The following is a 12,925-nucleotide window of genomic DNA, read 5'->3' as shown; positions in this document are numbered from 1 at the left end:
AAGGGCAGCTATGAGCCAGACGCCGTATGCTCGACCTTTTGCGTGGTTGTCGATGCGGGTGCGGCTTTGCCATCAAAGAACCGGGTCGCCCCGATTGGTGGGGCAACGAAATCGCCATCCGCAATTCCGCTATCCTTACGGGCTGCCGCTAACCGGACCGGCGGCTCATCTACCGGCTCAGCTGTCAGGACAAACGTGCCCCAATGAATGGCAAGCGCCTGTTTGACGCCCATTTTCTGCATGATCTGAATGGCTTCTTCGGGGTTGCAATGTGCATTGCGCATGAAGTCGCGCGGGTCATAGGCCCCGATGGGAATCAGGCCAAAATCAATCCCGCCGTGGATCGCGCCCATTTCCGTAAACAGGGCTTCGTTCCAGCCGGTATCGCCAACAAAATAGAACCGGTAGCCATCGCCGAACTCAAGGATATAGCCACCCCACAGCATTTCCTTGCGGTCCTTCGTGGTGCGGCTTGACCAGTGGTTCGATGGCACATGGGTGATTTTCAGATCATCGTGATGATGGCTTTCATCCCAATCCAATTCGACATAGCGATCAGCACGAATGCCCGCCTTTTCCAGAAGTGGACCATTTTTCAGTGGCAGGACATAGCGCGGCGCATTGCCAAGCTGCGTCAGGCTGGCCAGGTCAAAATGGTCATAGTGATTATGTGACAGCAACACCAGATCAAGCTTGGGCAACTGATCGATGGCAAGGCCCGGTCGGGTATAGCGTTTCGGTCCAACGCGTTTGAACGGTGATGCGCGGTCAGAAAACACCGGATCGGTCAGGATATTGAGCCCGCCATATTGCACCAGAACCGTGGCATGGCCGACCCATGTGACTTGCATGCGTTTGGGATCCGGGTTGTGGATGGCGTCATGATCAGGTGTTTCGGTGGGGATTTTACCGACCTGATGTTTGGCCTTCGGCCAGTTATCATCACCGAAATAGCGCCGTTTCAGGAAATGCCAGAACGACCGTTTGACCGGATCGGGCAGGGGGTGACGGTTTTCAAAGCCGTTATCGGTGTGATGGGCTGGTTTTGTTTGCTGCTGCACTTTTGGGTCCTGATCCGGTTTGAATGTGGTCGCCATTCTGCATTTTACGCGGGTGACCATAAGGTAACTGGGAATTTGACCTGCGCAAGCGAAAGGCCGGAACGCGGGACACACATTCCGGCCTTTCTTGGTGGTCTGCCCATGCGGGGTGCAGACCAATGCTTTCGCAGTTGCTGGGGCGAGCCTTGCGAAAGCAGGGGGGACTGAATTTTATTCGATCACGGTCGCATAGCTCTCAAGCGCCGGGCTTTCGGTGATCAGACCCTGTTTGACCATGTAATCGGCAAAGCGGGCATAGCGCGCCTTATCAAGGGCTGCCGGACGCAGCGCAAAGCGCGGCAGGGTATCGGCCCATGCCTTGATATTGAGTTCATCATCAAGGTTCGGATAGGCGGCAATAAAGGCCTGCCAGCTGTCATCAGGATGGTTGATCAGGTACTGCACGCCTTCTTCAAGGGCGGCCAGCATGCGGGCATAACGCGGGTCATCGACCTTGTCGTTGCGGACGGTCAGGATCAGTTCGTCATAGGGCGGAACGCCCTCTTCCTCGACATAAAATGCCTTGCCCGGTTTGCCTTCGATTTCCATCTGATTGAGCTCGAAATTGCGATAGCCGCCAATGATCGCATCGACCTGGCCGGAATACAGCGACGGCGAAAGCGAGAAGTTCACATTGATAAGCTCGACATCGTCAATCGAAACCCCATGATTGCCGAGCATGGTGCCCAGAAGCGCATCCTCAAATCCGGCCAGGGAATAACCGATCTTCTTGCCTTTCAGATCGGCGATTTCCTTTATCGGGCCGTCTTCAAGGACAATCAGGCTGTTAAGCGGGGTGGCAACCAGTGTGCCGATACGCGTCAGCGGCAGGCCTTCGGCCGCCTGGACATGAAGCTGCGGCTGATAGTTCACCGCGACATCGCCCTGACCGGCGGCAACAAGGCGTGGCGGGGCGGACGGATCGGATGGTTCGATCAGTTCGACATCCAGATCATGATTGGCAAAGAAGCCCTTTTCCTTGGCAACAATCAGCGGTGCGTGATCGGGGTTCACAAACCAGTCCAGAAGAATGACCAGCTTGTCCGCGGCAAAGGCGGTTGAAGACGTTCCAAGAACAAGTGCGCCCAGTGCGGTCGCGGTGATCATGGATTTAAGGCGTGACATGGATGAACCTCCGTAAGATGCGCCAAATAAATAGTATGAGGATTTAAAACGCTGCCAAACAGGCCGGCGTGTGGTGTCTTACCGAACCGGTTTCAGGCTGTCGGGTTGCCATGGCAAGGCCGCGCGCAGCACGCGATCGACAATGAAATATTGCGTGATAGAAAACGCGCACAGGATCAGAAGACAGGCAAAGACCATATCGATCTGAACCCGCGCATTGGCATGCAGCATAAGATAACCCAGGCCGTGACTGGACCCGACCCATTCGCCAATCACCGCCCCGATCGGGGCAACGGCGGTGGCAACGCGAAAACCAGATGCAAAGGCGGGCAGGGCGGCGGGCAGTCGAATATGGGTCAAAAGTCGCCAACGACTGGCCCCCATGGTGCGCGCCAGATCGAGCCAGCCGGTCTCGGTCCGTGACAGGCCGTCAAAGAACGCAACCGTGACCGGGAAGAAAATGATCAGGGCCGCCATGGCGATTTTGGACGCCAGCCCAAAGCCGAGCCAGAGAACCAGAAGCGGCGCCAGGGCAAAGAACGGGATCGCCTGCGAAACCAAAAGGATCGGCATCAGCCAGAAACGCACCGGCGAAAACAGCGCCATAGGGATCGCGGCCAGCGTGCCAAGGGCAGCACCGGCAAACAGGCCGATCACGGTTTCAGCGATGGTATATTTCGCATGATCGAACAGGACGGCATGACGCGCGATTAGGGTATGCCAGACATCTGCAGGCGGTGGCAGCATGTATTTCGGCGCACCGGTAACAATCACCAACATTTGCCAAGTGGCAATCAGCGCAATGATAATAATCAGCGGCCGCGCAAGGATCAGCCAGCGTTGCTCCGACAGTGCTTTTTTATTGGTATGAGGATTGTTTTGCGTGCTCATGCTGCGCCCTCCGACCGCTCGGCACCAAGTTGGCCGAGTAGTTCGGCCTGCTGTGCCAGGATTTCGGGATCGGCAATGTTGCGCGGGCTTTGGCCCTTGGGCGTGATGGCGTCTTGCAAGCGGGCCGGGCTGCCGGTCAGGACATGCACGCGATCGCCAAGGCGCAATGCCTCAAGCGGGTCGTGGGTCACAAGCAACACCGTTTTGCCCCGCAGCACCCGTGCGGCCAGCTCCTGCAAGCGCAGGCGGTTGAGCGGATCAAGGGCCGAAAACGGTTCGTCCATCAAAACGACCGGGCGATCTTCCATCAATGTGCGGGCAAGGGCCGCACGCTGTTTCATGCCACCGGACAGTTCAGCCGGGCGGAGGTTTGCCGCGTCATGCAATCCGACTTCGGTCAGTAAATGTGAGGCTTTCTCATAATCGGGTTTTTCGTGGCGTAGGACAGCACCCAGCACCACATTCTCGAGAACACTGCGCCATGGCAAGAGCAGGTCCTGTTGCGCCATATAGGCGACCCGACCGGTAAGCGCGATGTTGTCCGAACAGGTGATGGTACCGCTAACATCGCCTTCGACGAGGCCTGCGAAATAGCGCAAAAGCGTGCTTTTGCCGACACCACTTGGGCCGAGTAGACAGGTAAAACTGCCCGCCTGTAAGGTCAGGTCGAGATCATGGAAAATATCGACGCCGTTGAAAGCCACGCGGGCCGCACGGAGCGCAATATCAAATCTGGTTGGATTGTCTTGCGCCATCTGGGGCGCGTGTTCTGTGCTGCGCATTCGATCCTTCCTACGCCGGTCTTAACCGGTTCAGGTTCAAAGGGTCGTTCGGCAACACCGAACCTCTCAGCCGATTTACGATCGGCCCCCCCGGAGATCAGGGGACTATGCGCAGACAAATCGCTGCCGTCAAGTTTTGTAACAGTTCTTGGACTTGATCCTGATCACAGCTTACCAGTGCGCGCCATGACGATGCAGCTTTCCCGCCGGATGATCCCAGTGATGCGGTGTTCCTGCGATACTGACCGGAAAGGCGATGCGCCGGGCTGGGCCCCAGTCTGTGTTTTCAAAATGCGGGGCAATATCGGCATCTGTTTCCGCGGCGATCATGCCAAGGCAGTCAGGTGTCGCTGTCTTGCTTAACATATGTGCCGTTCGGGCCAATGAGTGGCGGGCGGTTGTGACCTCGCCATGGGCGGCGCGGCGGATCAGGGCGTGAACTGCGCTGGCCGCCATCAAATATCCCGTCGCGTGATCAAGGGCCTGAACCGGAAGCGGTAGGGGCTTTTTCGACCCTGATTGTTCCATCCCCCAATCGGCAATGCCGCAGCTCATTTGCACGAGGCTGTCAAACCCGCGTCGTTTGGCCCACGGCCCGGTCCAGCCATAGGCAGACAACGTCACATCAATCAGCGCCGGGTTAATCGCGCGCAGCGTTTTGGCGTCATACCCCAATTCGGACAGGGCGTCAGGACGATAGCCATGCAGCAAGATGTCAGCACCGCTAATCAGGTCTTCAAACAGTTTTCGGTCTTCCCGGTCCCGTAGATCAAGTCCCGCACAGCGTTTGCCAAGTGTGACTTCGGGAATGGCCGCACCTTCGTCCCAGCCCCTCGGATCGATGCGCAACACATCGGCACCATAAGCCGCCAGAAAACGACCGGCGACGGGGCCGGCCAGGATACGTGTCAGATCAAGAACGCGGATACCACGAAGCGGGCGGGCCGGGTCAATTGACGCGGGGGCGACATTGGTGTTTGCGTGCTGGTCCCAGCAGATCAGTGGATCGGTAGCGATGGATATTCCTTGCGGATGTGCCTGCCATTCCTCAAGGCTGTGCATGGTTGCGGCACATCCACTGGCCGCGACAATTTCGTTTTCAAGCATGTCACTTTGCCAATCCAGCACAGCCATCGCCAGATCATCGCGGGTTTCGTAATCGCCCAGAACAGAAAGTGCCGCCGCGCGGTGATGTGGCGCGTTGGTATGTAGCCGGATCCACCCGTCACGCGTTTGATAGTCGCCCGCCAGCTGGTCCCAGACGTTTGGCAATGTCCAGCCTTGTGGGCGGATTGTCATACTGAACCCTTTCGACGCCAGCCGCTGATCAACCGTTACCGGTGCGTCTGATCCGGTTTCAAGGGCGCGCCAGTTTGAAATCATCGCGGCGGCCATCCCGATACTCGCGCAGGCGAGTTCGGTGACTGCGAAATAGGACGGCAAGACATCTGTGCCGATGGTCGTGATTACAGGTTGGTCAGATAGACCAAGGGCATTGGCGATCTGGGGTGTGAACCGGTTGGGCATGATGGCGTTTCCTTTCTCAAGGGGCGGAACCAGTAGTGATCAAAGCATCATGCCGGACTGGACAAATCGTCAATCTTGATCAAGATAATCAATATGAAAAAAATCGATGACGGATCATTCTGCACATTGTCGGCAGCAGATGTGTGCGCGCAGGTCGGCATATCGCGCGACACGCTTTACGCCTATGTCAGTCGGGGTATTGTGCGCGCTGTTGCCCATCCGGGTGATGCACGCAAAAGCCTGTATGACCGGCGCGATGTCGCCAAACTGCATGATCGGAAACGACGTGGACGGTCACGGCAATCTGTTGCGGCCTCGACCATTGATTGGGGGGAGCCGATCCTGGTGTCGGGCATCACCCGCATTGCCGATGGGCAGTTTTACTATCGTGGTCAAAACGCCGTCGAACTGTCCCGCACCATGACGCTTGAGGACGCGGCCGGTCTTTTGGCAGGGCTTCGATGCGATCCTGTGTTGAATGCCACACCGGATTTTGTTCCGGCCAAACGTGACCTGGCGCTTCAGCGCATGGTGGCGATGCTGGCAGAGCTGATGACCGGATCGCCCCGTGGTGATGGTCGCCCGACCGCCGCACGGATCGTTCGGCTGGGCGCCCTGGCCGCTGCCGGGGTCTCAGGCGACGGGAAAAGCCCGATCCATTTGGTCCTGGCAAACGCATGGTCAGATCATGAAAATGCACCGGACTTGTTGCGTCGGGCCCTGGTACTTTGTGCCGATCACGAGCTTAATGCATCGGCCTATGCGGTGCGTGTTGCTGCATCGGCCGGGGCGACCATACCGGCATCCCTGATGGCGGGGTTGTCGACCCTGTCGGGTACGCGCCATGGCGGCCTGACACCGAGATGTCGGGCGTGGATGGATCAGGTCGAAAAAGCTGGCGGCAAGATTGATCCCGATCATGTGCCGCCGGGGTTTGGTCATCCGCTTTACCCCGATGGCGATCCGCGCACCCGTGCACTCATGCAGGCCAGTGGTCAGACTGGCGATGCCTTCTGGGCGCGCATTGCAAATGAGGTCGTGCAAAATACCGGGCAGCATCCCAGCCTTGATTTCGGATTGGCCTTGATTGAACGCGAACTTTGTCTGCCGAAGGGGGCAGGACTTGGTATTTTTGCCGTTGGGCGCATGGCAGGCTGGATCGCGCATCTTTTTGAACAGCGCAAAAGTGGCAAGATCATTCGGCCACGCGCCAGCGTGTCCTGATGCGATCCAGATTGTGCAGCATAAGTTACATCTGACCCTTGCGTCATCTGTACGGGGTCGAAGCCTCAACCACCTGCTTGATCCAGCCCGCGATCTTGTCAAACGTGCCGGGCGCATAGGCATACCGGCCAAGGGCAACATAAAGCATCTGGCGGGATGTCGGCATCTCGCTACTGAGCTGGTAGTTAAACAGATTGCTTCTAAGCAGTCCGTGTGTGGCATCAGGAATGACAACCACCTCATTTTCAGGATGTCGGCCAATCAGGACATCGCGATAGATGTCTGCATCGGATTTTGCATCCACATTCAGATCATCATGTCCCCACATGGCAAGTGTTGGTGTTTCAAGCTGTGCCAGGTCTGCTTTTGCGTCAGATGTGATGTTGCGTTTTACAAATCCGAACCGGTCCGATGCCATCGGTGACGGATCACTGGTGTTTGCAAGGTGGGTTTCGTAACTTGCATCGGGCGCAAAGAACACGCTGTCGCGAACCTGATTGCGTTCGAGCTGACGGGTGATATCGGCTTTTGTTGCGCCACCTGCCAGCAGGCGTTGACGCGTGTAGTAAGCGCCCTGGTCTTGCCAGTTTACGGCCCCGCCTATGATGACATTGAAGGCATTGTCCGGGATCATCCGCGACGCTTTGGGGATCACCCAGCCCGCCTGGGAAAAACCGATAAAGCCGATTTGTTGTCCGCTGTCGGAATAGGCCGTCTTGATTGCGTCATACGCTGCAACGGCTTCGTTTGCGCGGTCATTCATGGATTGCGAAAGCCAGTTTCCCGTGCTTTCGCCGACCCCGGCCTTGTCCCAGCTGTAAATGCCGATCCCGCGATCCAGCAGGGCATTGATCAGGGGTAAATAGCCATCGCCCGCAAAGCGGTCCTGCGGACCATCGCCGTGAACCAGAAGGGCAATCGGGCCTGTATGCTGCGCATCCGGCAAGATCAGGCTGCCAGACAGAACAGCATCACCATGTGCAAAGCTGATCTGTTTAGTCGACCGGTTGCTGATATCAAAGTCAGACAATCCGAGAAGTGCAAGACTTCCGGAAACAGCAACAAGCAGCACAAACAGAACAAACGCCCCCCTGACAAGGCGATGGTAACGAATGCGGCGGGGCGATGGCACGGCACAGCCTTTCAGGTCGGTGGCAGCAAGGACGATTTGGCACTATTCGCAGATTGCGAGAAGTCAGGGGGCCCGTCAATCGCCTTGCAACCGGTTATGTCGATGAAATCAGGTGTTTAGCCCAAAAGCATCCCGGCCATAGGTGCAAAGCGCTAGGTCCTGTGCCTGGAATTGCACAAAACAGAACTTGAAAGAGCATCACGAAACGGTCAATGCTTTCGGCACTGCAACCAAATCTGCCCTGCGTGCCATTGTGACCCTTTCTGACGAGATACCTGACCGCCGTATTGCCGATCCTGCCCCGCGCATGATTGCGGCCGAGATTTATCGTGGCTCAAGCTATGGTGCCAAGCATCCGCTGGCGATCCCGCGTGTGTCGCTGGTCGTCGATATGGTGCATGCGCTGGGTTGGGTGGATGAGACCTCCTATCTGACCGGGCCGGTGGCAACACCCTATCAGCTCGCACGGTTCCACGACCCGGATTATATTGCCGCCGTCATGCAGGCCGAACGCGATCAGGCGCTGCCCGTCGAGATGATGGAGCGGTTCGGGCTCGGCAAGAATGGCAATCCGATCTATCCGGAAATTTTCCGGCGTCCGGCGACTGCCGCCGGATCATCGGTGATGGCGGCCAACCTGATCAAGGATGGCGGGATCATTCATCATCCGGCAGGGGGCACCCATCACGGTTTGCGCGACCGGGCATCGGGGTTCTGTTACTTCAACGATCCGGTTCTGGGCATTTATGCGTTGCTTGATAGCGGGTTGGACCGGGTGCTTTATGTTGATATCGATGCCCATCACGGCGACGGGGTGCAGATTGCCTTTGCCGAGGATGAACGCGTACTGACTGTTTCCATCCATCAGGAAGACCTGTGGCCCAAGACCGGCGCAATTGATGACATTGCAGGCGGCATGGCGCGCAACCTTCCGATGCCGGGCGGCATGCATGATGACGAGATGCGTTTCATACTTTTTGAATATTTGATTCCTCTTGGATTAAGTTTTGCGCCTCAAGCTATTGTTTTACAATGTGGATGTGATACTCTAGCAGAGGATCCACTGTCCAGACAGCTTTTGGGCAATCAGTCGATCTGGGAAGTCGTGGGGGCGATGACCCGATTGGCGCCCCGAAGTCTTGTTCTCGGCGGCGGAGGATATAGTCCATATGGCGTTGCACGCTGTTGGTCCGGGGTGTGGGCAACCATTAACGGGATCGAAATACCTGATGTGTTACCCATCACAGCGGAAAATATCCTGCGTGTCATAAAATGGGCGCATAGTCGTGGAAGACAGCCGGCAAGTGAGTTGTTCACAACGCTTGCGGATCCATGGCGGGGTGGCGCCATCCGGGACGAGGTCCGGGATCGCGTCAAAAGACTAAGAGGATATGGGGTATGAAGTCGTTCTTTCAGATGGCTTTGGTTGTGTGCTTTGTCAGCGCGGCGGTTGTTGCCGGGCTGAATGCAAAGGCAACCGGTTATGAACGGTCGCGTCTTCTTGTTGATGGCGAAGTGTTCAATGTTGAACTGGCCATCACACCCGAAGAAAGGTCACGCGGCCTGATGTTCCGTACCGAAATGGCTGAAGACGCCGGAATGCTGTTTGATTTCGGCGGACCACGCGACATTTCGATGTGGATGAAAAACACCTTTATCTCGCTTGATATGCTGTTCATCGCGGCCGACGGCACGATTGTCGGCATTGAAAAGCGCACCGTGCCGCAATCAGAAACCATCATTCCATCGCCAAGGCCGGTGCGCTTTGTGCTTGAACTCAATGGTGGGTCGTCTGACCGGATGGGGTTTGAGGTTGGTGAAAAGGTCGAAGGATTGCCGCGCTAGGCCGCGCCATCGATACGCCACACAATCAATCAGCAATAGCAAGGCCGCAGGTGATATCTGCGGCCTTTGGTTTTTGCGTCGGTTTTTGTGTCATATTTTCGAGAAAAACACGCAATGCGGTCTTGCCCACCCAGCAAGATGGTGCTAAATCCACATCCGCGTCGGGGAGTAGCGCAGTCTGGTAGCGTACCTGCTTTGGGAGCAGGGGGTCGCGAGTTCGAATCTCGCCTTCCCGACCATTTCCCCTTTTATCGTTTTTCGGATGCCCAACGGGATTTCCAAGTCACGATAAAAGGTGTAAAAGATGAACTGATAGCAGGGGTTAGAGAGACCCGCTTAACTGCCATCATCATCTTATCCCGAAGGTCAAGACGAGGGTCCCGATGAAGGTCCGTGTTTACAAACCTGCCAAGAACGCCATGCAGTCCGGTCAGGCTGCGACCAAGCACTGGGTCATGGAATTTGAACCGGGTGCGAAAAAGGTCGCGGATCAGCTGATGGGCTGGATCGGATCGACCGACACCCGTGGTCAGGTCCGCATGTATTTCGAAACCCTCGAAGAGGCGCAGGCCTTTGCCGCCAAGCACAAGCTGATCGCGGACATCGAAATGCCGAAACCGCGCAAACTTCAGCTCAAGGCCTATGCCGACAACTTCGCGTTCAAACGCGTCGTCTGATCTGGCACTCGCCAGCGTATTTGACCAATTCTCGGGGCGGATTTCCGCCCCGTTTCGTCTGACAGGGGACGTTAAAGCCTGTAAAGACAGTCGGGCAGGCGTCCAATGCCATGCCCCGGGGTTCGTAACCACCCCACCCAGCGGTCCCTTAGCTCAACTGGATAGAGCAACAGACTTCTAATCTGTAGGTTGCAGGTTCGAGTCCTGCAGGGATCGCCATTTTTCTTTATTATCAATGCATTGTGTTGGTTAGGTGATTTGACAGATTTATTGTTGGTCACTCTGCTCATCGCGCCTGCGGAGTGGGTTTTGTCACTGTTTGCCGGATTGTAAATTTGGGGGAGGGTTAGAGAGTTTTTTTTATTTCGTTAATATAACCGTTAGCGGTTGCAACGATATAGTTTGCAAATCCCACTACCTCACCATGTGCGAGGTTCGGAATGACGTCCTCGATATCTGCAAAATTTTCTTTGAGTTTGGATGCTTCCTGCGAGTTGATTTCAGGTGGGGTCATGGGGATGTTTTGCGCAAACTCGATCAGCGCAGCTGTGAGTTTTTCGAGTGCGGCTTCGCTGTACTGGTCTTCTTTTGTAAATTTGTAGTACGGGCTGTCCGGGTTCTCGAAAATTCTCAGGCGCGAAATGGATTTTTCGAATTCTATGAGGTGGTTGGTGGCAAGTTGTTTGCGTGCTAATTTGTCGGGTTCAGTCGCACCGTGATAGGCCAGATAACCGCCAGCTATGGCCGCAAGTCCGGTCAACATCACCTCCCATTGCAAGCGGTCGGAGCCAACCAGAGCTTTGGTGATGTTTTCGTATCGCACTAACCCATCGCCAAGCCCGTATCCGATGCAGCCCGCAGTTAGCGCCACAAAGGTCGTCAGAAGCAAAATTCCTTTGTCTTTCATGCTATCCTTCTGTTTTTGCAGTGTTGCAGCACGGCTTTCTATTATGCGAAAACTGGTGTTTGTGATTTACAGTTTGGCATGCTTTTTAATTTCCTCGATGTAAGAATCTGCAATGTTGCATGCCAGTTCCGCAAGGCTCAGAAGATCGTCGGGGTCGGCTGCCTCAACAGTCTTTTCCATGCCGTCAAGAAACATACGGTGTTCAGCTGCTCTTTCAGTGAAAACTTGCAGGGGGAGGATAGGGATGCGTGCGGCAGTGGACAGCATTTCTTGGCGCAGTCTGGCTTTTACGCGTGGGTCGCTCGGGTCCAGTCTGAGAAACTTGTAATACGGACCGTTTTTGTTGGCGAGCATCCGTAAGGTAATGAAGGCATCTTTGAACTCACTAAGGTGGCGTTCGGCGATCTGTTTGCTGGTGACACGGCTGGGCTCTGTCGCACCGCGATACGCCATGTAACCACCGAAAATCGCAGCAAGTCCGGTCAGCAAGACTTCCCATTGTAGGCGCCAGCCTGTGTCGCCAGTAACGTTCCAAAATTCGGAGTGTCCGGTGCTATAACCAGCCATAGCACCTACAAAGAATAGAATTACAAGACCAAGTGCAATGATGAACGCTTTGACGTTGTTGTCCATTTAATCCCCCGTGTTTTACATGACCATAGCGCAGCTTTTGGTTGTGCGAAAGTAGGTGCTGCATGACTCTTATTGCTTGCACTTGGTCAAAGCCTAAGAAATGCTGGCCTGCACTAAATTTTTTTGAGGAAGATAAATTGGTGACGTACAGAAACTCTATGGTTTAACCGTCACAGCAAGATCAAGTATCAAACGATACGGCTTTCAAATTCCTATCAGCGTTGACAATTGGGAGAGAGGAAACCTCGAGCAGCCAAAAGTGAACAGCTATCGAGCTGCCAAATACCTTCCCGGACGGTGATTGAGGGCGATGATCAGGTTGAGCACTACGGCGCCGAGGATGGAGAGAAGGACCTTGTCGAAGGGCAGGGTCAGGAAGGCGCAGACGAGGATCACCATATCAACGGCGAGCTGGAAATAACCGGCGCGGATGTTGAAGTTTTCCTGCAAATAGAGGGCGAGGATATTGACCCCGCCAAGGCCGGCGCGATGGCGAAACAGCATGAGCAGGCCAATCCCCATCAACGCACCCCCGGCAATCGCGGCATAGATCGGGTTGAGCGTGTTGAACTCTACCAGCATCGGGGTCAGCTTCGAGAAGGCCGAGACCAGACCAACGGCGATGAAGGTCTTGATGGTAAACGCCTTGCCCATGCGTTTGAAAGCCAGCCAGTAAAACGGCAGGTTGATCACAAAAAAGATCACGCCAAACGACAGCCCGGTGGCATGTTCAATCAGAAGGGCGGCGCCGGCGGTACTGCCGGTGACAAGGATGCTTTCGCTATAAAGCGTGACACCAAGCGACACCACCATGGTGCCCAGCAACAGGGCCAGCACATCCTCATACGGGCGATGGGCGATATCGTCCTTTTTGGGTGTTTCGCTGGTTGTGGCCGGGGCGGTTTTATCGGTGGTGTTTGCGGTGCTCATAAGCGGTGTGCTGCCAGTTGGTTGATTAGATTGAATTAAAATACGCTTTTCGCAGGTGCGAAACAAGCGGTGGGCAAGATCGCGGCGTAAATCGCGTGTTTTTGATGTAACGGCATCGCCAAACGCAAAAGACCGGCTTAAAGCAAGCCGGT

At 55.6% G+C, this 12,925-nt stretch carries 13 protein-coding genes, 2 tRNA genes and 1 riboswitch; of the genes, 6 read left to right on the top strand and 9 right to left on the bottom strand.

Annotated features, from left to right (window positions below; genetic code table 11):
* Positions 1-8: 8 nt before the first annotated feature.
* From IT893_RS10220 to IT893_RS10200, 5 genes are all read right to left on the bottom strand, one after another.
* Complete coding sequence (locus tag IT893_RS10220) at positions 9-1,061, bottom strand: MBL fold metallo-hydrolase (RefSeq protein WP_252723920.1); 1,053 nt, start codon at positions 1,059-1,061, stop codon at positions 9-11.
* Positions 1,062-1,271: 210 nt separating this feature from the next.
* Positions 1,272-2,225, bottom strand: coding sequence for an ABC transporter substrate-binding protein (locus IT893_RS10215; protein ID WP_197145100.1), 954 nt, complete (start codon positions 2,223-2,225; stop codon positions 1,272-1,274).
* A gap of 78 nt (positions 2,226-2,303) precedes the next feature.
* Positions 2,304-3,116, bottom strand: a complete 813-nt coding sequence (locus IT893_RS10210) for an ABC transporter permease (RefSeq protein ID WP_197145099.1) — start codon at positions 3,114-3,116, stop codon at positions 2,304-2,306.
* Complete coding sequence (locus IT893_RS10205; protein ID WP_197145098.1) at positions 3,113-3,898, bottom strand: ABC transporter ATP-binding protein; 786 nt, start codon at positions 3,896-3,898, stop codon at positions 3,113-3,115. Before IT893_RS10205 ends, IT893_RS10210 begins: the two co-directional genes overlap by 4 nt.
* Positions 3,889-4,000, bottom strand: a riboswitch (TPP riboswitch). (Overlaps the previous gene by 10 nt.)
* Before the next feature lie 69 nt (positions 4,001-4,069).
* The gene (locus tag IT893_RS10200; protein ID WP_197145097.1) at positions 4,070-5,425 is read right to left on the bottom strand and encodes a CoA transferase; all 1,356 of its coding nucleotides are present in this window, start codon (positions 5,423-5,425) and stop codon (positions 4,070-4,072) included.
* 93 nt (positions 5,426-5,518) lie between these two features.
* On the opposite strand from IT893_RS10200, the gene IT893_RS10195 reads away from it, so the two are divergent.
* On the top strand, positions 5,519-6,649 hold the full coding sequence (locus IT893_RS10195; RefSeq protein WP_197145096.1) for a citrate synthase: 1,131 nt from the start codon (positions 5,519-5,521) through the stop codon (positions 6,647-6,649).
* A 43-nt stretch (positions 6,650-6,692) separates the two neighbouring features.
* Here the strand turns inward: IT893_RS10195 and IT893_RS10190 are convergent, their stop codons facing one another.
* The gene (locus IT893_RS10190) at positions 6,693-7,781 is read right to left on the bottom strand and encodes a S9 family peptidase (RefSeq protein WP_252723919.1); all 1,089 of its coding nucleotides are present in this window, start codon (positions 7,779-7,781) and stop codon (positions 6,693-6,695) included.
* 187 nt (positions 7,782-7,968) lie between these two features.
* On the opposite strand from IT893_RS10190, the gene IT893_RS10185 reads away from it, so the two are divergent.
* From IT893_RS10185 to IT893_RS10165, 5 genes are all read left to right on the top strand, one after another.
* Positions 7,969-9,183, top strand: coding sequence for an acetoin utilization protein AcuC (locus tag IT893_RS10185; RefSeq protein ID WP_197145095.1), 1,215 nt, complete (start codon positions 7,969-7,971; stop codon positions 9,181-9,183).
* On the top strand, positions 9,180-9,626 hold the full coding sequence (locus IT893_RS10180; RefSeq protein ID WP_008890893.1) for a DUF192 domain-containing protein: 447 nt from the start codon (positions 9,180-9,182) through the stop codon (positions 9,624-9,626). The genes IT893_RS10185 and IT893_RS10180 overlap by 4 nt, the downstream gene beginning before the upstream one ends.
* A gap of 162 nt (positions 9,627-9,788) precedes the next feature.
* Positions 9,789-9,865: transfer RNA gene (locus tag IT893_RS10175), tRNA-Pro, on the top strand.
* 144 nt (positions 9,866-10,009) lie between these two features.
* Entirely contained in the window at positions 10,010-10,303 is a 294-nt protein-coding gene (locus IT893_RS10170; protein ID WP_063089999.1) for an ETC complex I subunit, read from the top strand.
* 142 nt (positions 10,304-10,445) lie between these two features.
* Positions 10,446-10,522 (top strand) — tRNA-Arg (locus IT893_RS10165).
* 127 nt (positions 10,523-10,649) lie between these two features.
* On the opposite strand, the gene IT893_RS10160 is transcribed toward IT893_RS10165, so the two are convergent.
* From IT893_RS10160 to IT893_RS10150, 3 genes are all read right to left on the bottom strand, one after another.
* Positions 10,650-11,210, bottom strand: a complete 561-nt coding sequence (locus IT893_RS10160) for a hypothetical protein (RefSeq protein ID WP_197145094.1) — start codon at positions 11,208-11,210, stop codon at positions 10,650-10,652.
* Positions 11,211-11,276: 66 nt separating this feature from the next.
* Positions 11,277-11,843 carry a hypothetical protein gene (locus IT893_RS10155; protein WP_197145093.1) on the bottom strand — a complete coding sequence of 189 codons (567 nt, stop codon included), beginning with the start codon at positions 11,841-11,843 and terminating at the stop codon, positions 11,277-11,279.
* A 267-nt stretch (positions 11,844-12,110) separates the two neighbouring features.
* Entirely contained in the window at positions 12,111-12,773 is a 663-nt protein-coding gene (locus IT893_RS10150; protein WP_197145092.1) for a YitT family protein, read from the bottom strand.
* Positions 12,774-12,925: the final 152 nt, after the last annotated feature.

The sequence above is a fragment of the Thalassospira sp. A40-3 genome (assembly GCF_015871485.1).
In the GTDB taxonomy this organism is placed as follows: domain Bacteria; phylum Pseudomonadota; class Alphaproteobacteria; order Rhodospirillales; family Thalassospiraceae; genus Thalassospira; species Thalassospira tepidiphila.
The sequence above is the reverse complement of the archived record's forward strand: the minus strand, read 5'-3'. Positions and strand labels throughout refer to the sequence as shown.

Excerpts from the sequence above, each read along its gene's own strand:
- IT893_RS10215 (WP_197145100.1), bottom strand. The coding sequence starts at position 2,225 with ATGTCACGCCTTAAATCCATGATCACCGCGACCGCACTGGGCGCACTT.
- IT893_RS10210 (WP_197145099.1), bottom strand. The coding sequence starts at position 3,116 with ATGAGCACGCAAAACAATCCTCATACCAATAAAAAAGCACTGTCGGAG.
- IT893_RS10205 (WP_197145098.1), bottom strand. The coding sequence starts at position 3,898 with ATGCGCAGCACAGAACACGCGCCCCAGATGGCGCAAGACAATCCAACC.
- IT893_RS10200 (WP_197145097.1), bottom strand. The coding sequence starts at position 5,425 with ATGCCCAACCGGTTCACACCCCAGATCGCCAATGCCCTTGGTCTATCT.
- IT893_RS10195 (WP_197145096.1), top strand. The coding sequence starts at position 5,519 with ATGAAAAAAATCGATGACGGATCATTCTGCACATTGTCGGCAGCAGAT.
- IT893_RS10180 (WP_008890893.1), top strand. The coding sequence starts at position 9,180 with ATGAAGTCGTTCTTTCAGATGGCTTTGGTTGTGTGCTTTGTCAGCGCG.
- IT893_RS10170 (WP_063089999.1), top strand. The coding sequence starts at position 10,010 with ATGAAGGTCCGTGTTTACAAACCTGCCAAGAACGCCATGCAGTCCGGT.
- IT893_RS10160 (WP_197145094.1), bottom strand. The coding sequence starts at position 11,210 with ATGAAAGACAAAGGAATTTTGCTTCTGACGACCTTTGTGGCGCTAACT.
- IT893_RS10155 (WP_197145093.1), bottom strand. The coding sequence starts at position 11,843 with ATGGACAACAACGTCAAAGCGTTCATCATTGCACTTGGTCTTGTAATT.
- IT893_RS10150 (WP_197145092.1), bottom strand. The coding sequence starts at position 12,773 with ATGAGCACCGCAAACACCACCGATAAAACCGCCCCGGCCACAACCAGC.